Raw genomic sequence first — 21170 nt, 5'->3', positions numbered from 1 at the left:
CGTTGCATTTTTTGCAACTCGGCGACAGCGGACACCGTCTGCCAGGCGCACTATGACATCGTCGGTCCATGCGGACGGCGCGCGGACGTCTTGCCGCTGCCGTGTTGGAAATATCCCTGCGCATTGGTAACGTGCCGGGAATCGGACCGTCTGTTCCTACGGGAGGTGAAGTTGCGCGCAGTTCTATCCGGCCTGGTCATGCTTCTGGCGACCAGCCTATCGGCCAATGAAGCCGCCGCCGCACCGGTGCACGCCATCTCCATGCACGGCGAGCCGGCCCTCCCGGCTGATTTCAAGCATTTCCCCTACGTCAAGCCGGACGTCAAGAAGGGCGGAAAGGTCTCCTACGGCGTGGTCGGCACCTTCGACAGCCTCAACCCCTTCATCCTGAAGAGCATGCGCACCACCGCGCGGGGAATGTGGGATCCGGGCTTCGGAAACCTGGTCTACGAATCGCTGATGCAGCGCTCCCAGGACGAGCCTTTCACCATGTATGGGCTGCTTGCGGAATCGGTCGAGTGGGACGACGACCGAACCTTCATCCAGTTCAATCTCAATCCCAAGGCGCGCTGGGCCGACGGCGAGCCGGTGACCGTCGAGGACGTGATCTTCACCTTCGAACTGCTGCGCGACAAAGGACGCGCGCCCTTCAGCAACCGGCTGGCGAAAGTCGAGAAGATGGAGAAGGTCGGCGAGCGCAGCGTGCGCTTCGCCCTGAAGGAAGATGCCGACCGCGAGTTCCCGCTGTTGCTGGCGCTTTCGCCGGTGCTGCCGAAACATGCCATCAATGTCGAAGCCTTCGACAGGACGACGCTCGAGCCGCCGCTCGGTTCCGGCCCCTATCGCGTCGCCGAGGTGAGACCGGGCGAACGGATCGTCTATCGCCGCAATCCCGACTATTGGGGCAAGGATCTGCCCTCGAAGACCGGCGTCGACAATTATGATGAGATCTCGGTCGAATATTTCCTCCAGGACAACACGTTGTTCGAAGCCTTCAAGAAGGGCGAGATCGACCTCTATCCGGAAGGCAGCGCCACCAAATGGGCGCGCGCCTATGATTTCCCCGCCGTTCGCTCGGGCGACGTGATCAAGGAGAGCTTCAAGCCGAAAACGCCCTCCGGCATGCTCGGCTTCGTCTTCAACACCCGCAGGCCGATGTTCAACAACGTCAAGCTGCGGCAGGGCCTTGCCCTGGTGTTCGACTTCGAATGGGTTAACAAGAACCTGTTCGACGGCGCCTATACGCGGACACAGAGCTACTGGCAGAATTCGTCGCTCTCCTTCCTTGGTGTCGCGGCCGACGATCGTGAGCTCGGCCTGATGGGCGACGTCCGGGAGAAAATCAACCCGGCCATCCTCGACGGGACCTATCGGCTGCCGGTCACCGACGGCTCCGGTCGCGACCGCAACGTCTTGCGCGAGGCGGTGACGTTGCTTCGCGAGGCAGGCTACTCGATCAAGGACGGCAAGATGGTCGATGCCAAGGGCGCGCCCCTTGCCTTCGAGATCATGAGCCAGAATGCCGGCCAGGAGAAGATCGCGCTCGCCTACCAGCGCTTCCTTGCGCCGCTCGGGATTGCGGCAACGGTCCGAACGGTCGACGATTCCCAATACCAGCTGCGCAGCCAATCCTTCGACTATGACGTGATCATCAAGTCCTATCCTTCCTCGCTGTCGCCCGGCGTGGAACAGGTCGGCCGCTGGGGCTCGCAGGCGCGGGACAGGCAGGGCAGCGAAAACTTCGCAGGCGTTGCCGACAAGGATGTCGACAAGCTGATCAACAACATCCTTCAAGCGCGCACACCGGAGGATTTCACCGCCGCCGTCCGGGCGCATGACCGGCTGCTGGTCAACAACGCCTATGTCGTGCCGCTATACCATCTGGATGAACAATGGATTGCCCGCTGGAAACACATCGGCCGCCCCTCGGCGGTACCGCTCTACGGCTATCAACTGCCGACCTGGTGGGACGAGCGGGTGCAGTAGGTAGCCTGGTTCCCTTTTGGTAACGCATTGAAAGACGTGCCCGGCCGGCCTATGTCGCTGCTTCGGAGCATTTTGCGGTCAGTTGGCATCACCCGACGCCGCACGAATGCGGCAGAAAACAAGCAGAGGGCAGCGCGAACGGAGCGCATCCCGCTCTGTCGAACAGAAAGGCCGCCACCATGGAAACCGTCAATATCGATATCGTCTCGGACGTCGTCTGCCCGTGGTGCTATCTCGGCAAGAACCGCCTCGACCAGGCGATCGCCAATGTCGCAGGCGAAATCGATGTCGTGATCCAGTGGCGCCCTTATCAGCTCAACCCCGACCTGCCGCCGGAAGGTGTCGATCACAAGCGCCATCTTGCGGCAAAGCTCGGCGGTCAGGACGCGGTCGACCGGGCGCATCAGACGCTCGACGGCTTAGGGCGGGAAGCCGGAATCGCCTTTGACTTCGATGCCGTGAAGATCAGCCCCAACACGCTCGATGCCCATCGCCTCATTCGCTGGGCGTCCACCAGCGGCACCGCTGCCCAGGCCGAGACCGTGCGACTGCTTTTCAAGGCGAATTTCGAGGAAGGCAAGAATGTCGGCGATCACGCCGTTCTGCTCGACATCGCCGAACAGGCGGGCCTGGACCGGCCCGTCATCGCCGCGCTTTTCTCCTCCGATGCCGACAAGGATGCCGTCAAGCAGGAGATCGACATGGCCCGGGAGATCGGCGTGACGGGCGTTCCCTGCTTCATCATCGAACAGCAATATGCGGTGATGGGGGCGCAATCCGTCGAAGTGCTGACAAATGCGCTTCGCGAAATCGCCCAGATGAAGGCGGCCCGCCCGGCCAACTGATCGTCAATAGCGGCGCCGGCCTGCGGCGCCAATTTCCTTTCACGCTGGCTTGGCGAGCGTCGCGAGCTGGGTCATCACCATGGCCGCGCCCGAGAGGCGCTTGTCCGGCGTGACGAGTTCGCGCTGGAAGAAGATGCTCTGGTCCGGCCTGATCTTGGCGAGCGTTCCCTGCTTGGCGATATGCCCGACAAGGGCTGCCGGATTGGGAAACTCCTTGTTGCGGAACTGCACCACGACGCCCTTCGGCCCGGCGTCGAGCTTTTCGACATTCGCCGTGCGGCAGAGCGCCTTGATGTAGACGATCTTCAAGAGGTGCTGGACCTCGATGGGCAGCGGGCCAAAGCGGTCGATCAGTTCGGCGCCGAAGCCGTCGATCTCCTTGAGATCGGTCAGTTCACCGAGGCGGCGATAGAGGCCGAGCCTCAAATTGAGATCGGGAACATAGTCCTCCGGGATCATCACCGGCGTGCCGACGGAAATCTGCGGCGACCAGCCGGTGTCGTGGATTTCCTCTTCACCCTTGAGCTCGGCGACCGCCTCCTCCAGCATCTGCTGGTAGAGCTCGAAACCGACCTCCTTTATGTGTCCGGATTGCTCCTCGCCGAGCAGGTTGCCGGCGCCGCGAATGTCGAGGTCGTGGCTGGCAAGCTGGAAACCGGCGCCGAGCGTGTCGAGCGACTGCAGCACCTTGAGACGGCGTTCCGCCGGGCCGGTCAGCGTCTTGTTGACCGGAAGCGTGAAGAGCGCGAAGGCGCGCACCTTGGAGCGCCCGACCCGCCCGCGAAGCTGATAGAGCTGCGCCAGGCCGAACATGTCGGCGCGGTGCACGATCAGCGTGTTGGCCGTCGGCACGTCGAGCCCCGACTCGACGATCGTCGTCGACAGAAGCACGTCAAAGCGGCCTTCGTAGAAGGCGTTCATGATGTCTTCGAGCTCGGTTGCCGGCATCTGGCCGTGCGCCACCGCGACCTTCAGTTCCGGCACGTCGGATCTCAGGAAGTCGTGGATCTCGGAAAGGTCGCTCAGCCGGGGGCAGACATAGAAGCTCTGGCCGCCCCGATAGTGCTCGCGCATCAGCGTCTCGCGGATCACCAGCGCGTCGAAAGGCGAGATGAAGGTTCTGACTGCCATGCGGTCCACCGGCGGCGTGGTGATCAGCGACAATTCGCGGACGCCGGTCAGCGCAAGCTGCAGCGTGCGCGGAATGGGGGTCGCCGAGAGCGTCAGCACATGGACGTCGGTCTTCAGCTCCTTCAAGCGTTCTTTGTGCTTGACGCCGAAGTGCTGCTCCTCGTCGATGATCAGCAGGCCGAGATTGGCGAACTTGATCGAGGAGCCGAGCAGCGCGTGGGTGCCGACGACGATATCCGTCTTGCCGTCGGCGACTTCCTTCTTCGTCAGCGCCAGATCCTTCGAGCCGACGAGGCGCGAGGCCTGCTGAATGCGGATCGGCAGCCCGCGGAAGCGATCGGAAAAGGTCTTGAAATGCTGCCGCGCCAGCAAGGTCGTCGGCACGACGACGGCAACCTGCACGCCGTTCATCGCCGCTATGAAGGCGGCACGCAGCGCCACCTCGGTCTTGCCGAAGCCGACGTCGCCGCAGACGAGGCGATCCATCGGCCGGCCGCCGCCGAGATCGTCGCGGACCGCCTCGATCGAGTTCAGCTGATCCTCGGTCTCGTCATAGGGGAAGCGGGCTGCGAACTCGTCATAGACGCCGTCCTGCGCAACGAGGACCGGGGCGTGCCGCGTGTGCCGCTCGGCAGCGATGCGAATGAGCCCGCCGGCCATGTCAAGCAGCCGCTTCTTGAGCTTCGCCTTGCGCGCCTGCCAGGCGACACCGCCAAGCTTGTCGAGGATCGCATCGGTCCCCTCGGAGCCGTAGCGCGACAGAAGCTCGATGTTCTCCACCGGCAGAAACAGCTTCGCATCGTCGGCATAGACGAGCTCCAGGCAATCATGCGGTGCGCCGGCGGCCTCGATCGTGCGCAGGCCGACGAAGCGGCCGATGCCGTGTTCGGCATGCACGACGTAGCTGCCCTCGTCGAGCCCCGTCACTTCGGCGATGAAGTCGGCGCCGCGCTTGCGGCGCTTCGAGCGCCGCACCATCCGGTCGCCGAGAATGTCCTGCTCGCCAATGACGACGAGATCGCCGGTCTCGAATCCGGATTCGAGGCTCAAAACCGCTGATGCGGCCTCGCCCGCCTTCAGCGAGCGCAGATCGGCGAGCGCCTTCACCGGACGGATATTGGCGAGACCGTGCTCGGCGAGCACCTGAAGCAGGCGGTCGAGCGAACCTTCCGACCAGCCGGAAATGACGACCTTCGAGCCCTTCGCCCGCTTCTCGGCTATGTGTTTGACGGCCTGATCGAAGACATTGGCGCGAGCGCGGTCACTCTCCTCTGCTTCCCCTGCGGCCTTCGCCCAGCGCACCCCCTGCCGCGCCTCGATGGTGACGACCTGACGGGCTTCGCCCTCATGTTCGGAAAACGGCGACAGGCGCACGGCATTGCGCTCGGCTAGGCCGGCCCCGAAACCTTTCCCGCTGAGATAGAGCAGGTCCGGCGGCACCGGCTTGTAGGGCGTGCCCTGCGATATCTGCGACTTGCCGGGAGATGCGGAGGACTGGCGCGCCTCGTAATAGTCGAGAATGAGCTTCGACCGCTCCGCCGCCGCTTCGCGCGCCAGGTGGTCCGTGACAATGCGGAAGCCATCGAGATAGTCGAAGATCGTTTCCAGGCGATCGTAGAAGAGCGGCAGCCAATGCTCCATGCCGGCATAGCGGCGTCCTTCGGAGACCGCCTGATAAAGCGCATCGTCGCGCGTCGCGGCGCCGAAAAGCGACAGATACCGCGTGCGGAAATGGCTGATCGTCTCCGGCGTCAGCGACACTTCGCTCATCGGATTGAGAGTGAGCGACCGCACCTGCCCGGTGGTTCGCTGGCTCGCCGGATCGAAGGAGCGGATCGTTTCCAGAGTGTCGCCGAAGAAATCAAGCCTGAGCGGCTCGCCGCTGCCAGGCACATAGACGTCGAGGATACCACCGCGCACGGCAAACTCCCCGACCTCGCGCACGGTCGGCACGCGCTCGAAGCCGTTTCGCTCCAGCCGCGCGGCGAGATCGTCCATCTGTACTTGATTTCCGGGTCGCGCCGAAAAGGCGAGACTCTCGATCACGTTCTGCGGCGAGGTCTTTTGCAGGGCCGCATTGACCGTCACCAGCAGGATTGCCGGGTGCGGCTTGTGCCGATTTGCAATTAGGGCGCTGAGCGCCGCGAGCCTTCTCGCCGAAGTGTCGGCGCTCGGGGAAACGCGGTCATAGGGCAGACAGTCCCAACCCGGCAAAGTGAGAACCGGGATGTCGGGCGCCACGAAACCGAGCACCTGCTCGAGATCCCCGATCCGCTGGCCGTCGGACAGAAAATAGGCTACCGGCGCGCCGGAGCGTGCCAGATCGGCAAGGATCAGCGCTTCGGCGCCGGAGGGTACCGGCCCGATCGTCACTTCCCGCGCGGCAGAAAGAATTCTCTTCGCGTCAAGGCCAGGGATCATCGTCGAATTCATTCCGCCTCTTGCTGAACGGGGTCGAAGTCCGGCCGGTAGGCGGCTATGCGCGCAAACAGCGCCGTTGCGAAGCGCTCGGGCAGCGGCATTTCTCCGGTGATCCAGCGAACGAGATCGTTGTCTTCCTCGCGCATGATCGTTTCGAGCTCATCCAGTTCCTGTTCGGAAAGGGTGGCAAGCTCCACTTCCGCGAATTGCCCGAGTATCAGGTCCATCTCGCGAATGCCGCGATGCCAGGCGCGGAAGAGGATCCTGCGCCGACGCGGATCAAGATCGGCGCTCGTGCGCGAAATGCCGGTCATGGAACGTCCTTCCTGTCACCCGCCGCAGCAGCGGATCCTGTCACGGGCTCTATAAACGCTGGAAAGCGGCTTGTCAGCCTTGCCAAGGCCGGATTTCTTGTCGCAATTTCATGGTCATGCGCCCTGCCCTGCTTGATCCGCTGTTTTCTCCGCTCGATAGCCTGCCCGGCATCGGCCCCAGGACCGGCGAGCTCTACGCGCGCCTGCTCGGACGCGAGTCGATCGACGACTGCCGCGTCATCGATCTCCTCTTCCACGCGCCCCACTCGCTGATCGACCGGCGCCGGCAGCCCGGCATCGCGTATGCGCCACAGGGATCGATCGTCACCATAACCGGCCGCGTGGACCGGCACCAGCCATCCCCGCGCGGCCGGCCGAACGTCCCCTATCGCGTCTTCCTTCACGACGATACGGGCGAACTGGCTCTCACCTTCTTCCGGGTCAAGGGAAACTGGCTGGAAAAAGCCCTGCCGGTCGACGAGACTGTGATCGTCAGCGGCAAGGTGGACTGGTTCAATGGACGCGCTTCGATGGTGCACCCGGACTACATGGTCCGCGCGGCCGAAGCCGAAAGCCTGCCGCTCGTCGAACCGGTTTACGGATTGACCGCCGGCCTCACGCCGCGGCCGTTGCGAAAATCGATCGAAGCGGCGCTGGCGCGCGTTCCCGATCTTCCGGAATGGCTGGACGACACCTTGCTGCGCCAGCAAGGCTTTGCGAGCGCAAGGGATTGCTTCCATCGCCTGCACGAGCCGCGCGACGAAACCGACATCGCCCCGCAGGCACCGGCCCGCCGCCGGCTTGCCTATGACGAATTTCTCGCCGGACAGCTGTCGCTCTCCTTGGTGCGCCAACGCTTACGCAAGGTTGCCGGAACGCCGGTGCGTGCCACGGGCAAGCTGAGCGGACCGGTCATCGCCGCCCTGCCCTTCTCCTTGACGGCCAGCCAGTCGGCCGCCGTCGGCGACATCCTTGCCGACATGTCCGGAGCCGAGCGCATGCTGCGTCTGCTGCAGGGCGATGTCGGCTCCGGCAAGACGGCCGTCGCGCTGATGGCGATGCTTGCCGCTGTCGAATCCGGCGGCCAGGCGGTGCTGATGGCCCCGACGGAGATCCTCGCCCGCCAGCACCATGCAACGCTCCAGAAGATGGCGGCGCCGGCGGGCATCACGATCGACGTCCTGACCGGCAGGACGAAGGGCAAGGAGCGCGACGCGATCCTCGAGCGCATCGCTTCCGGCAAGACGCAGATGGTCATCGGCACGCATGCGCTGTTCCAGGATGCAGTGAACTATCGGCAGCTGGTGCTCGCCGTGGTAGACGAGCAGCATCGTTTCGGCGTCCACCAGCGGCTGCGGCTCACCGCCAAAGGCATCTCCCCGCATATGCTGGTGATGACGGCGACACCGATCCCGCGCACGCTGGTGCTGGCCGCCTTCGGCGACATGGACGTCTCGAAGCTGACGGAGAAGCCGGCGGGGCGAAAGCCGATCCAGACCGTCACCATTCCGGCCGAACGCACCGACGAAATCGTCGAGCGGCTCGATTCGGCGCTTCGCCAGGGCAAGAAGGCCTACTGGATCTGCCCGCTGGTCGAGGAATCCGAAGAGACCGACACGATGTCCGCCGACGAGCGCTATCAAGGCCTCGTGCAGCGTTTCGGCAAGGACGTTGGCCTCGTCCATGGCCGCATGGCCGGGCCGGACAAGGACGCCGTCATGCTCGCCTTCAAGAACGGCGAGATTCGCGTGCTGGTGGCGACGACGGTGGTCGAGGTCGGCGTCGATGTTCCGGATGCGACGATCATGGTGATCGAGCATGCGGAGCGCTTCGGGCTTGCGCAGCTGCATCAATTGCGCGGCCGCGTCGGGCGCGGCGACGAGGCTTCGACCTGCATCCTGCTCTACAAGGGACCGCTGAGCGAAGCCGGGCACGCCCGCCTGTCTATCCTGCGCGAGACTGAAGACGGTTTCGTGATTGCCGAAGAGGACCTGAAACTACGCGGCGAAGGTGAACTGCTCGGCACGCGGCAATCCGGCACGCCGGGATTTCGCATCGCCAGCCTCGAGGCGCATGCGGATCTTCTGGAAATTGCCCGGAAGGACGCCGGCTATATGATCGAGCGCGACCCGGAGCTGACGACGAAGCGCGGCGAGGCGTTGCGAACACTGCTCTACCTCCACCGGCGAGACGAAGCGATCCGCTTCCTGCGGGCCGGTTGAGGGCGCCGCTAGCGCTTGACCCGAGGCTGACGTTACGCCCTTTTCTGCTGGGTGATTGTCCGCGGCGGGGCGTTGGCGAGCGGCTTGTGATCCGGCGTGACCAGGCCGCCGGAAATCAACAGCTTGGCCGCATCCTCGGCGCTCATCTGCAGCGGCACAATCTTATCGCGAGGCACGAACAACAGGAAGCCGGCGGTCGGCAGCGGCGTCGGCGGCAGGAAAACGGCCACCATATCCATGCCGCGCTCGTCAAACTTGGAAGCGATCTCGCCCTTCACGTCGGTCGCGATGAACACCAGCGACCAAAGCCCGGGGCTTGGATATTCGATCAGCCCGGCCTTCTTGAAGGAGGAGGATTGGTCCTGCAGCACCGTCTGGAAAATCTGCTTCAGCGACTTGTAGATCGTCCGGACGAGCGGCGTGCGATTGAGCAGCGACTCGCCGAAATGGATGATCGAACGCCCTATGATGTTCGCCGTCAGGAAACCGACGAGGGTGATGACGACCATCGCGACGAGCAGGCCGAAGCCGGGGATGGCCACCGGAGAATAGGTGTCCGGATTGTAGAAGCTCGGCAAATAGGGTTTCACCCAACTGTCCGCCCATTCGATGAACGAGCGCACTAGCCAAACGGTGATGGCCACGGGCGCGCAGATGATAAGGCCCGTGAGAAAATAGTTGCGCAGCCGGGCTGCGATGATGCCGCTTTTGGAACCGTCCGTCATGCCGTTGCCATCGATCTCGTCAAACCGACCCGAAGGCCGGATGATAACTGACCGTGCCGGAAACGTGTGTTTCCGCCAAGGGTAGAACCATGAAATATTGCGGCGCACAACCGGGAAAGACAAGAGCCGGATCGTTGCGGAACCCGAACCTGCCATAAAAAGCCGGATTGCCCGCCAAGACACAGCCGGATGCGCCCAAAGTCCGCATTCTATCAAGCGCTTGCCGGACGAGCGCACTGCCCGTGCCGCGACCCTGCCGGTCCGGCCGCACGGACAGGGGACCGAGTCCATACCAATCCGCCGCAAAGGGCATGATCGTCACCGGCGAGAAAGCGATGTGGCCAATCACCTCACGATCGTCCTCGGCGACCAGCGACAGCGTCAGGGCACCCTCGGCGCGAAGACGTTCGATGATCCGCGCCTCGGTCTGATCGCTATAGGGCTGACCGGCAAAGGCAGCCTCCGTCACGCGCTGGATCGACTCGATGTCCCCTTGCGTCTCCGGCCGGATGATCATTCGACGGTGACCGATTTTGCGAGATTGCGCGGCTGGTCGACGTCGGTGCCCATGAAGACCGCCGTGTGGTAGGCGAGCAGTTGGACGGGTAGCGAGAAGATCATCGGCGCGATGATCTCGTCGACATTCGGAAGCACGATCGTATGCATCGTGTCGAGCTTCGAAGCGGCAGCACCCCGCTCGTCGGTGATCAGGATGATCCGTCCGCCGCGCGCGGCCACTTCCTGCATGTTGGAGACGGTCTTGTCGAAGAAGCGGTCATGCGGCGCAATCACGATCACCGGCATGTTCTCGTCAATCAGCGCGATCGGTCCGTGTTTCAGTTCGCCGGCGGCATAGCCTTCCGCGTGAATGTAGGAGATCTCCTTGAGCTTCAGGGCGCCTTCCATGGCAAGGGGGAAGCTCGTGCCGCGGCCGAGATAGAGCACGTCGCGACACTTCGACAATTCGCGGGACAGAAATTCGATCTTCGGCTGGATGCTGTTGAGCACCTGGCCCATGAGGCGCGGCATCTCGGCCAGGCTTCGCACCAGCGCCTGCTCCTCCAGCTCGCCGACAGTGCCGCGCGCTCGACCCGCAGCAATCGCGAGCGAAGCCAGAACCGCAAGCTGGCAGGTGAAGGCCTTGGTCGACGCCACGCCGATCTCCGGCCCGGCGAGGATCGGGAAGACGGCGTCGGACTCGCGCGCGATCGTCGATTCGCGCGTGTTGACGACCGCGCCGATCTTCAGGCCGTGTTCCTTGCAGTAGCGCAGCGAGGCAAGCGTGTCGGCAGTCTCGCCCGATTGCGAGATGAAGAGAGCGGCAGACTCTGGCGAAAGCGGAATTTCGCGGTAGCGGAATTCCGAAGCGACATCGATTTCGACCGGCAGGCGCGCATAGCGCTCGAACCAATATTTGCCGATCAGCCCGGCCAGATAGGCAGTGCCGCAGGCGGAGATCGCCAGGCTCGGCACCTTGGCGAAGTCGATCGCCTCCGAAACCGGCAGCACCCGATGGTCGATGAAGTTGACATAGTGGCTGAGCGCGTGGGAGATGACCTCCGGCTGCTCGTAGATTTCCTTCTCCATGAAATGGCGATGGTTGCCCTTGTCGACCATATAGGCGGCCGCCGAGGATACCTGGCGCGGGCGGGTGACGGGGTTGCCATCCATGTCGAAGATATGGACGCCGGTCTTGCCGATCACCGCCCAGTCGCCGTCGATCAGATAGGTGATTTCGTTGGTGAAGGGCGCTAGCGCGATGGCATCGGAGCCCAGGAACATCTCGCCGTTGCCATGGCCGATCGCCAGCGGCGGGCCGTTGCGGGCCGCCATGATCGTCGAGGGATCGTCCTGGAAAAGAACGGCAAGGGCATAGGCGCCCTTCACCCGTTTCAGCATCGCATGCATCGCCTCGCGCCGCCCAAGGCCGTCGCGGCAAAATCTTGCCAGCAGCTGCGCGACGACTTCGGTGTCGGTCTCGGTCTGGAATTCGGCACCCGCCTCGGACAGCTCGTCCTTCAGCTCGGCAAAATTCTCGATGATGCCGTTGTGCACGACAGCGACGCCGTCGGTGAAATGCGGATGGGCATTGCGCTCGGTCGGCGCCCCGTGGGTCGCCCAGCGCGTGTGCGCGATCCCGATGCTGCCGGCGAGCGGCTCTTCTTTCAGTCTCGCCTCGAGATTGGCGAGCTTGCCCTCGGCGCGCCGGCGATCCAGCGCTCCACCCTCGATCGTTGCAACGCCGGCTGAATCGTATCCCCGGTATTCAAGGCGTTTCAACGCATCGACCAGCCGCTCCGAGACCGGCTGGTGCCCGACGATACCCACAATCCCGCACATATTGCTCTCCGCGTTTCGTCGCACGCCGGTCAGCGTGTCAGCTCAAATGCGGCGACCCCCGTCGCCAATGTCGCAGCCTTGGTAGCGAAATTATCGCGGGAAACAATCCGCTGCGATTTCACTTTCAGTTTCAATGATTAACGAGACTATTCGGCAGCCTTGACCTTCTTCCTGGCTGCTTTTTCCGCCTCGTAGCGCTGACGCAACAGGGGAGCCCGACCGGGCTTGATTTCCTGCCGCGCCCGGCCGAAAGCAACCGCATCGGCCGGGACGTCCCCGGTTATCACGCTGCCGGAGGCGACAAGGGCGCCGTCGCCGATCGCCACCGGAGCGACGAGCGACGAGTTGGAGCCGATGAAGGTATTCTCTCCGATGCGCGTGAGGTGCTTGTTCACGCCGTCATAGTTGCACGTGATGGTGCCAGCGCCGATATTCGATCCGGCGCCGACGACGGCATCGCCGATGTAGGTGAGGTGATTCACCTTGGCGCCGGCGCCGATCTCCGCCTTCTTCACCTCGCAGAAGTTGCCGACTTTGGATTTGGGACCGAGATCGGCGCCAGGACGGAGACGGGCGAAGGGACCGACCGTCGCACCTGCGCGGACATGCGCACCTTCGACATGCGAGAAAGCGTGGATGACAGCGCCGCTATCGACCCGCACCCCGGGGCCGAAAACCACATTTGGCTCCACCAGGACGTCCTGGGCCAATTCGGTGTCCCAAGCGAGGAACACGGTCTCCGGGGCGATCATTGAAACCCCGGCAAGCATCAGCTCGTGGCGGCGGCGTTGCTGCCAAAGGCGTTCGATATAGGCGAGTTCGGCCCGCGTATTGCACCCGGTGAGTTCCTCCTCCGGTGCCTCGACGGCAATCGCCCGGCCGCCGATGGAACGGACGATCTCGACAAGGTCGGTCAGGTAGTATTCGCCCTTGACATTGGCATTGCCGATGCGTGCAAGCAGGTCGAGCGCTTTACCGCCGCTGATCGCCATCAGGCCGCCATTGCAATAGGTGATGCGCCGTTCCTCTTCGGTGGCGTCCTTGTGCTCCCGGATCGCCAGCAGTTCCCCATTCTCGACGATCAGGCGGCCATAGCCGGTCGGATCGGCGGTTTCGAAGCCGATGACGACCACATCATTGCCTTGCGCCAAGCGTTCGCGCGCTGCCTTGAGCGGTGCGGCGGTGATGAGCGGCGTATCGCCGAAGACGACCAGGACGTCGTCATAGCCCTTCTCGATCGTCTCACGCGCCGCAAGAACGGCGTGCGCCGTACCGAGCCGTTCCTTCTGCAGGAAGGAGGAAACCTGGACCGCACCGGTGCTTGCGGCAGCCGAAACGGCTTCCGCGTCGCGGCCGACGACCAGGGCAACGTCGGAAATGGAAGCGCTTGCCAGACCGTCGACCACATGGGCGATCATCGGCCGGCCGGCCACCGGATGCAGCACCTTCGACATGGCGGATTTCATCCGCGTGCTTTCCCCCGCCGCCAGGATGATCGCCAGGCAAGTGCGTTCCATTCTCTGATCTCCTTCGTATGCTTCGGGTATTCCGCGGCCTGCCCGTCGCCCGATTCTACGCGTGCTGTCAGCAAAATATTGCGAAATGCATATATCGCACAATCACATCGCATTAACCCCGGTCAAGGGGCGATGCTTCTCCGTCTCGGGAAAACTCCTCGGCGCAGTCCGCTTTGCGCCGGGCGGCGACATCATGCCTGCGGCCGCAGCCGGCTTTCCGTCAATAGCCCGCTCTCTTCGACGATCGGGTAGGCGACGGAGGCGATGTGCGCATTGACGCGCTTCAGGTCCCGCAGCATGTCGAGATGCAGCGAGCTCGTCTGCAGGCTTTCGAGCAGGCCGTCACGCAGGCGCTCCAGATGCCGTTCGGCCGAGCGTTTTTCCATATGGCGGACATCGACCTTGACCTCGATAAGGTGACGGGCGAGGTCCGCATTGCGCGAGACGAAGATCGTCTGGGCGATCCGCAAGTTGTCGAGCGTCAGGTCGAACAGGTTCTTCAGTTCCTGATAGCCGTCGTCGGAAAATTTCAGACCGTTGATGACCTTCTTGCGGATCTGCTCGCAAAGGCCCTTCTCGATGATGTCGCCCATGTGCTCGAGGTTGATCGCATAGTCGATGATCACGATCGAGCGACGCCCGTCTTCTTCATTGAGCCCGTGGCGGCCCAGCCGCGACAGGAAGATCTTCACCTCCTGCTGCAGCAGATCGACCTGCTTCTCCATCTTTCCGATATCGCCGAGTTCGCCGAGGTCGTTCTTGTTGAACGCGGCCGATGCGCGCAGCAGCATGCCCTCGATCACGTCTCCGACCCTGAGCACCTCCCGCGTCGCGCCGGAGAGCGCCATCACAGGCGTATCGAGCGCCGCGTCGTCAAGATAGCGTGGGCCCGTCTCGCTCACCTCTTCGTCCGGGACCAGACGGCTCATCATCCGCGACAGCAAGCCTGCGAAGGGCCAGGCGATCAGCGCGACGACCAGGTTGAAAAGCAGGTGGACATCGACCGGCAGGTTCTGTCGCGGCAAAGGCAGGCCCTGCAGAATGTCGGCGTTGAGACCAGCCAGCGGGAGTGCGATCAGACAGCCGATTCCGCGGACGATCAGGTTGCCGATCGCGACCCGGCGGGCACCGGGCGCCGAGCCAAGCGTGGCGATCACCGGTGGGATTGCGCCACCCAGATTGGCGCCGAGCACCAGCGCCACGGTCAGCCCCGGTGAAAGCACCCCTGCGGAGGACAGCGACAGGACCAGCATGACCATGGCGAGGCTCGAAGACGAGGCGAAGGCGAGCCCCGCCGAAATGAGCAGGGCGACCGGCCAGGCATTGTCCAGCATGCCCAGAAAGGCCGCCAAGGCGTGTGACTCCCGCATCGGCTCAGTAGCCGTGCCGAGCAGTTCGAGCGACAGAAGCATCAGGCCGATACCGACCAGCGCAAAGCCTGCACCCTGGCGTGCGCTCGATCGGCTCATCCGGTACATCATGACACCGGCGAGGATGAACAAGGGGGCCAGCCAGCCGATGCCGATCGCAACGATCCAGGCCGTCATGGCCGTGCCGATATTGGCGCCGAGCAGCACGATCTGCGCCATCCGCGACCGCACGAGGCCCTTCTCCACGAAGGATGCCGTCATCAGGGCCGTGGCCGTGGAGCTTTGCAAGGCAAGCGTGGCGATCAGCCCGGTCACGAATGCGCGCAGGGAACCATTCGTTCCTCGAGCCAGGCCGGCGCGCAGACGTGATCCGAAGGCGCGTGTCACACCCTCCTTCACCAGTGAAAGACCGAACAGGAGCAGTGCGACGGCACCGAAGAGATTGACCATTACGATGGTGGATTGCATGGCATGGAAATTCCGCAACGGCCGTCGGGCTTCAAGTTTCCAACAATATCGAAGACACGATTCCCTCTCGTTGACCATAGAGAGACCAGCCTGAAACCGACAATTTTGCATACTGATTTCAATTGCCGGCTAACGAATCCGACATCGGCTTTTCCGTTCGCGGCGATCCCCAATTTGTGTAGACAGCGATGCCCCTGCGAAGGTGCCGATTAGTGCCGCGGAATCTCCGGAGCAACGGGTCTGTCGGTCCACTCGCCAAAGCAACGCGATTTACGACGGATCGGCCTTCAATTCCCATTTGGATTGTTCTAAGGAACGAAATCATTCGGCGTAAGGCCGCTGCACTGAACGAGGTTTCTGCCCCCCATGCTCGACTCCCTGAGAAACGCCGCCCAGACGCGGATCGTCAAAGGCCTCCTGGCCATTCTCATCCTCTCATTCATGGTGTGGGGCGGACAGACCTTGATGGTTACCGGCACGCCCGATGCGGTGGTAACGGTCGGAGACGTGAAGGTCACCGCCAGCGACTATCGGCTTGCCTATGAGCGTCAATTGAGCCTGCTTTCGCGGCAGCTTGGAACGCCTCTCACACGCCAGCAGGCCCGCGCATTCGGCGTTGAGGCGCAGGTCTACTCGCAGCTCGTCGCGGGCGCCGCTCTCGACCAGCTCGCCGAAGACATGAATCTCGGCCTCTCCGAAGACCGGCTCGCGAGACTCATCGGCGAGGACCCCGCCTTTCATGGGGCGAACGGCCAATTCGACCGACTGACCTTCTCGAGCGTGCTACGCAACGCCGGCCTGACGGAGCAGGACTACATCAAGAATCGCAGCCAGGTGGCGGTCCGCTCGCAGATCGTCGATGCGCTCTCGGACGGGTTCGCGGCCCCCGCGGTCTTGGTGGACGCCGTCGGCAAATACAGGCATGAAACCCGCACGATCGACTATCTGCTGCTCTCGAACGCGAATATCGATCCGGTCAAGGCGCCGGGCGACGATGTGCTCGCTCCCTGGTTCGAGAGCCACAAGGCGAACTATCGCGCGCCAGAATATCGGAAGTTCAGCTACATCAAACTCGAGCCGGAGGATCTGGTCGCCGCCGACGCGGTCACCGAGGAAGAGGTGCGCGCCGACTACGAAAAGCGCAAGGAAAGCTTCCGCACACCGGCGACGCGAACGATCGAGCAGCTCGCCTTCCCGTCCCGCGAAGCCGCCGTGGCCGGTGCCGCCAAGCTCGCCGCCGGCACCTCCTTCGACGATCTCGTCAAGGCCGAAGGCAAGAGTGCGGCGGACGTCCTCCTCGGGGACTTCACCAAGGAGCAGATGCCCGACCAGAAAGTCGCCGAAGCAGCCTTCGCTGTCGCGGCGGACGGCGGCGTGACACCGGTCGTTGAAGGCGCTTTCGGCCCCGTCATCCTGCGGATTACCAATATTCGCCAGGAAGCCGTGCGCAGCTTCGATGAGGTCAAGGAGGAGTTGCGCAAGGAGATCGCTCTTTCGGTGGCACGCGATCAGCTTGTCGGACTGCACGACAAGGTCGAGGACGAAAGGGCCGCCGGTGCGACCGTCAAGGAAGTCGCCGACGGGCTGAAGCTCAAGCTCGCGACCGTCGACGCAATCGATGCCACCGGCAAGGACCAGAATGGCGACGACGTGACGGGGCTGCCGGAGCAACGCACGCTTCTCCAGGACGTGTTCAAGGCCGAAGTCGGCCTCGAGACGCTGGCCGTCCATATCGGCCGCGACGGCTATGCCTGGTTCGACCTCGAAGAGGTGATCCCTGCCCGCGACCGCACCCTCGACGAGGTTCGCGACGAGGTGGCTGCCGATTGGACGGCCGAACAGCAGCGAGTGGCGCTGGCCGCCAAGGCGACCGAATTGAAGGATCGGGTCAAGAAGGGCGCGAAGCTCGCGGACATTGCGAGCGAACTCGGCCTCGTCGTCGAAACGAAGACCGGGTTGAGCCGGTCCACCCAGGACGCCGCTCTGAGCCAGGCCGCCATTGCGGCGGCCTTTGCCGGGCCTAATGGACATGTCGCCAATGCAGCCGGCATGGGCGGCGAAGGCCAGATCCTCATGCAAGTGATGGCCGTCGACGACAGTGCTCCCGCCAACGCGCTCGACAATGACAGCCGCCAGATCGAAGCGATGGCCCGTGCCAGCGGCGACGACATACTCGATCAGATGGTCTCGACGCTGCAGTCGGTCTATGGCGTATCGATCAACCAGGCGCTTGCCGAGCAGGCATTGGCGCAGCGCTGACGGACGAGGAATCGAAGCATGACTGATTTGAAGCCGTTCGTCGCAAAAGTCGCAGCGCGCGAGGCCCTCAGCCGCGAAGACGCCCGCGCGGCCTTCGAGATCATCATGTCCGGAGCGGCCACCCCGTCGCAGATCGGCGGCTTCCTCATGGCGCTCAGGGTACGCGGCGAGACGGTCGACGAGATCGTCGGCGCCGTCGGCGCGATGCGGGCGCGCATGCTCCCGGTCGAGGCGCCCGAGGACGCGATCGACATCGTCGGAACGGGAGGCGACGGTGCCGGGACCTACAACATATCGACACTGGCGTCGCTGATCGTCGCCGGTGCCGGCGTGCCGGTCGCCAAGCACGGCAATCGGGCCTTGAGTTCGAAATCCGGAACAGCCGACGCGCTCTCCTGCCTCGGCGTCAAGCTCGACATCGGCCCCGAAGCGATTGCCCGCTGCATACGCGAAGCGGGCGTCGGCTTCATGTTCGCCCAGCAGCACCATTCGGCGATGCGCCATGTGGGACCGACCCGCGTCGAGCTCGGCACGAGAACGATCTTCAATCTCTTAGGCCCGCTCTCCAACCCGGCCGGGGTCAAACACCAACTCGTCGGCGTCTACGCGCCGCAATGGGTTGATCCGCTGGCGGAAGTGCTGCGCGACCTCGGATCCGAGAGCGTCTGGGTCGTGCACGGCGAAGGTCTGGACGAAGTCACCACGACCGGGGTCACCAAGGTTGCCGAGCTGAAGGACGGCAAGATTCGCAGCTTCGAGCTGACGCCGGACGACTTCGGCCTGGCGCGCACCACTCTCGATGCCCTGAAGGGCGGCGACGGAGCCCATAACGCGGCAGCATTGCAGGCGGTGCTCGATGGCGAAGAGAATGCTTATCGGGACATTTCCCTTGCGAACGCCGCCGCATCGTTGATGATAGCCGGGCGCGCCAAGAATCTCGCAGAAGGCATGGCGATCGCCCGCGATGCGCTTGCGAGCGGCGGCGCCAAGACTGCCCTGCAGCGGCTGATCACCGTCTCGAACGCCGCTTGAGGAGAGGACATGACGGATATTCTGCGCAGGATCGAGGCCTACAAGCGTGACGAGATCGCTGCCGCGAAGGCGCGGGTGCCGCTCGACGAGCTAAGGGCGCGGATCGCCGACCAGTCGCCGCCGCGCGGCTTTCACGCCGCGCTTGCGGCGCGCCGCCAGAAAGGCGAGTTTGGACTGATCGCCGAGATCAAGAAGGCCAGCCCGTCGAAGGGCCTGATTCGCCCGGACTTCGATCCGCCGGCGCTGGCGAAAGCCTATGCTGCGGGCGGTGCTGCCTGCCTCTCGGTCCTGACGGACACGCCGAGCTTTCAGGGCGCCCCGGAATTTCTGGAGGCGGCGCGGGCCGCCTGTTCGCTGCCGGCGCTGCGCAAGGACTTCATGTTCGACACCTACCAGGTCTTCGAGGCGCGCGCCTGGGGGGCGGACTGTATCCTCTTGATCATGGCATCGCTCACCGACGAGGATGCGCATCGTCTCGAGGACGCCGCAGCGGCGCTCGGGATGGACGTGCTCGTCGAAGTGCATGATGCGGAGGAAATGGAACGCGCGCTGCGTCTCTCGTCTCCCCTGATCGGGATCAACAATCGCAACTTGAGGACCTTCGAGGTCGATCTCGCCGTTTCGGAACAGCTCGCACCGATGGTGCCGGCCGATAGGCTGCTGGTCGGCGAAAGCGGCATCTTCACCCACGAGGACTGCAGGCGCCTCGAAAAGTGCGGTATCACCACCTTCCTCGTCGGGGAAAGCCTGATGCGGAAGGACGACGTGGGGGCGGCAACGCGCGCGCTGTTGACCGGTTCCCGAAGCGCTCTGGCAGCCGAGTGATGAGCGGCCCGCGCCTCACCCATATCGACAGCGCCGGCGAAGCCCATATGGTCGATGTCGGCGACAAGGCGGAGACCGTGCGTGTTGCCGTCGCCGAAGGCTTCGTCCGGATGCACCCGGAGACGCTGGCGTTGATCCTCGAAGGCAATGCCAAGAAGGGAGACGTCATCGGCACGGCCCGGCTCGCCGGGATCATGGCCGCCAAGCAGACGTCCAGCCTCATTCCGCTCTGCCACCCGCTGATGCTGACGAAGGTTTCGGTCGATATCCTTCCCGACGACGCCCTACCCGGCTTGCGCGTCGAGGCGATGGCGAAGCTCAAGGGGCGGACGGGCGTCGAGATGGAGGCGCTGACCGCGGTCGGCATTGCCTGCCTGACGATCTACGACATGGCAAAGGCTGCGGACCGCGAGATGGAGATCGGCGGCATTCGCCTCGTCAGCAAGTCGGGCGGGCGATCCGGCGACTATCGCCGGGACGGAGACCAGGGCTGATGTCGCTGCTCCCGGTCGAAGAGGCGCTGAGAAGGGTCCTCGCCCAGGCCCAACCCCGTTCGGAGACCGAGCGGCTTGCACTGCATTATTGCCTCGGCCGCGTGCTTGCCGAGGACACGAACGCGCTGCTCACCCACCCTCCCTTCGACAATTCCGCCATGGATGGCTACGCCGTCCGCCATGAGGACATCGCCGCTATCGGCGCCGAATTGTCCGTCATAGGGCAATCTGCGGCGGGCCGTGGATTTCAGGGCCGGGTTGGACCGGGCGAGGCAGTGCGCATTTTTACCGGCGCGCCGCTCGCGGCCGGTGCCGATACAGTCATTCTGCAGGAAGACACCGAGCGCCTCGAGGGCAATCGCATCCGCACCCTGTTCGCGCCGGCGAAGGGCCGACATATCCGTCTGGCAGGCCAGGACTTCGAGCGGGGCGAAATCACACTTTCTGCCGGAAGCGTGCTCGACGCCGGCCGGTTGACGCTTGCGGCGAGCATGAATCACCCGAGCCTGCCGGTCTTCCTGCGCCCGAAGGTCGCAATTCTTGCCACTGGCGACGAATTGCTGCCGCCCGGCAGTTCGCCAGGCGCAGACCAGATCATCGCCTCGAACAGCTTTGGCGTCGCGGCGATCGCTCGCGAAAATGGCGCGGATATACTGGATCTCGGCATCGCCCGCGACGACCGGCAGGCGATTGCCGCTGCCGTCGCGCAAGCGCAGGCGGCGCGAGCCGACGTACTCGTCACGCTCGGCGGAGCCTCGGTTGGAGACCATGATCTCGTCCAATCGACGCTCCTAGCCTGTGGCATGACGCTCGATTTCTGGCGCATCGCCATGCGGCCGGGAAAGCCGCTGATGGTCGGAGACCTCGCCGGCATGCCGGTGCTCGGCCTGCCCGGCAATCCGGTCTCGAGCCTCGTCTGCGCCTTGCTCTTCCTGGAACCGTTGACGCGCAAGCTCGCACATCTTCCCGACCGCTCACGACTGGCATCGGCGAAGCTCGGCGCACCGCTGCCCGCCAACGACCGCCGCCAGGACTATGTTCGCGCGCGCCTCTCCAGCGAGCCGGACGGCTCGCTCATGGCGCACCCCTTCCAACGCCAGGACTCGTCGATGACCAAGGTCTTCGCACAGTCGGACGGCCTCATCGTTCGCCCGCCGCAAACACCGGCCGCGGGAGCGGGTGACCCCTGCACCGTTCTCAAGCTCCGGGATCCCGCCTAAG

Annotated in this window: 15 protein-coding genes; 8 read left to right on the top strand and 7 right to left on the bottom strand. The window is 64.0% G+C overall.

The window, feature by feature from the left end; genetic code table 11:
• Window positions 1–198: 198 nt before the first annotated feature.
• Both NXT3_RS08995 and NXT3_RS08990 read left to right on the top strand, forming a co-directional pair.
• A complete protein-coding gene (locus NXT3_RS08995) occupies window positions 199–1986 on the top strand; it encodes an extracellular solute-binding protein (RefSeq protein WP_037421832.1) in 1788 nt (595 codons plus the stop codon).
• 179 nt (window positions 1987–2165) lie between these two features.
• Window positions 2166–2831 (top strand): DsbA family oxidoreductase, encoded by a 666-nt coding sequence (locus tag NXT3_RS08990; RefSeq protein WP_037421829.1) that lies wholly within the window; start codon window positions 2166–2168, stop codon window positions 2829–2831.
• A 39-nt stretch (window positions 2832–2870) separates the two neighbouring features.
• Here the strand turns inward: NXT3_RS08990 and mfd are convergent, their stop codons facing one another.
• The gene (mfd, locus tag NXT3_RS08985; RefSeq protein ID WP_234828095.1) at window positions 2871–6395 is read right to left on the bottom strand and encodes a transcription-repair coupling factor; all 3525 of its coding nucleotides are present in this window, start codon (window positions 6393–6395) and stop codon (window positions 2871–2873) included.
• Window positions 6392–6697: an FAD assembly factor SdhE gene (locus NXT3_RS08980; protein ID WP_037421826.1), complete on the bottom strand. Its 306-nt coding sequence runs from the start codon at window positions 6695–6697 to the stop codon at window positions 6392–6394. The genes mfd and NXT3_RS08980 overlap by 4 nt, the downstream gene beginning before the upstream one ends.
• 116 nt (window positions 6698–6813) lie before the next feature.
• On the opposite strand from NXT3_RS08980, the gene recG reads away from it, so the two are divergent.
• Window positions 6814–8919, top strand: coding sequence for an ATP-dependent DNA helicase RecG (gene recG / locus NXT3_RS08975; RefSeq protein WP_104839965.1), 2106 nt, complete (start codon window positions 6814–6816; stop codon window positions 8917–8919).
• A 32-nt stretch (window positions 8920–8951) separates the two neighbouring features.
• On the opposite strand, the gene NXT3_RS08970 is transcribed toward recG, so the two are convergent.
• The 5 genes from NXT3_RS08970 to NXT3_RS08950 all read right to left on the bottom strand — a co-directional run bounded on the left by NXT3_RS08970 (window position 8952) and on the right by NXT3_RS08950 (window position 15339).
• Complete coding sequence (locus NXT3_RS08970) at window positions 8952–9644, bottom strand: DUF502 domain-containing protein (protein WP_037421823.1); 693 nt, start codon at window positions 9642–9644, stop codon at window positions 8952–8954.
• A gap of 19 nt (window positions 9645–9663) precedes the next feature.
• On the bottom strand, window positions 9664–10161 hold the full coding sequence (locus NXT3_RS08965) for a GNAT family N-acetyltransferase (RefSeq protein WP_097524772.1): 498 nt from the start codon (window positions 10159–10161) through the stop codon (window positions 9664–9666).
• On the bottom strand, window positions 10158–11984 hold the full coding sequence (gene glmS, locus NXT3_RS08960) for a glutamine--fructose-6-phosphate transaminase (isomerizing) (protein ID WP_104839167.1): 1827 nt from the start codon (window positions 11982–11984) through the stop codon (window positions 10158–10160). The genes NXT3_RS08965 and glmS overlap by 4 nt, the downstream gene beginning before the upstream one ends.
• Window positions 11985–12130: 146 nt before the next feature.
• On the bottom strand, window positions 12131–13501 hold the full coding sequence (gene glmU / locus NXT3_RS08955; RefSeq protein ID WP_104839166.1) for a bifunctional UDP-N-acetylglucosamine diphosphorylase/glucosamine-1-phosphate N-acetyltransferase GlmU: 1371 nt from the start codon (window positions 13499–13501) through the stop codon (window positions 12131–12133).
• A 191-nt stretch (window positions 13502–13692) separates the two neighbouring features.
• Window positions 13693–15339 (bottom strand): Na/Pi cotransporter family protein, encoded by a 1647-nt coding sequence (locus NXT3_RS08950; protein ID WP_104839165.1) that lies wholly within the window; start codon window positions 15337–15339, stop codon window positions 13693–13695.
• Window positions 15340–15705: 366 nt separating this feature from the next.
• Between NXT3_RS08950 and NXT3_RS08940 the strand changes: the two genes are divergently transcribed.
• Genes NXT3_RS08940 through glp form a run of 5 tightly spaced genes read left to right on the top strand, consistent with a single transcriptional unit; the run spans window position 15706 to window position 21169 of the window.
• Window positions 15706–17598 (top strand): peptidylprolyl isomerase, encoded by a 1893-nt coding sequence (locus NXT3_RS08940; protein ID WP_104839164.1) that lies wholly within the window; start codon window positions 15706–15708, stop codon window positions 17596–17598.
• An 18-nt stretch (window positions 17599–17616) separates the two neighbouring features.
• On the top strand, window positions 17617–18630 hold the full coding sequence (gene trpD, locus NXT3_RS08935; protein WP_097524767.1) for an anthranilate phosphoribosyltransferase: 1014 nt from the start codon (window positions 17617–17619) through the stop codon (window positions 18628–18630).
• Between the two features lie 9 nt (window positions 18631–18639).
• Window positions 18640–19455, top strand: a complete 816-nt coding sequence (trpC, locus tag NXT3_RS08930) for an indole-3-glycerol phosphate synthase TrpC (protein ID WP_097524766.1) — start codon at window positions 18640–18642, stop codon at window positions 19453–19455.
• On the top strand, window positions 19455–19949 hold the full coding sequence (moaC, locus tag NXT3_RS08925; protein ID WP_104839163.1) for a cyclic pyranopterin monophosphate synthase MoaC: 495 nt from the start codon (window positions 19455–19457) through the stop codon (window positions 19947–19949). Before trpC ends, moaC begins: the two co-directional genes overlap by 1 nt.
• Window positions 19949–21169 (top strand): molybdopterin molybdotransferase MoeA, encoded by a 1221-nt coding sequence (gene glp / locus NXT3_RS08920; protein ID WP_097524764.1) that lies wholly within the window; start codon window positions 19949–19951, stop codon window positions 21167–21169. The genes moaC and glp overlap by 1 nt, the downstream gene beginning before the upstream one ends.
• Window position 21170: the final 1 nt, after the last annotated feature.

Origin of the sequence: Sinorhizobium fredii, assembly GCF_002944405.1 — a bacterium.
In the GTDB taxonomy this organism is placed as follows: domain Bacteria; phylum Pseudomonadota; class Alphaproteobacteria; order Rhizobiales; family Rhizobiaceae; genus Sinorhizobium; species Sinorhizobium fredii_C.
Note: the sequence above shows the minus strand (reverse complement) of the source record. Positions and strands in the feature narration are given on the sequence as shown.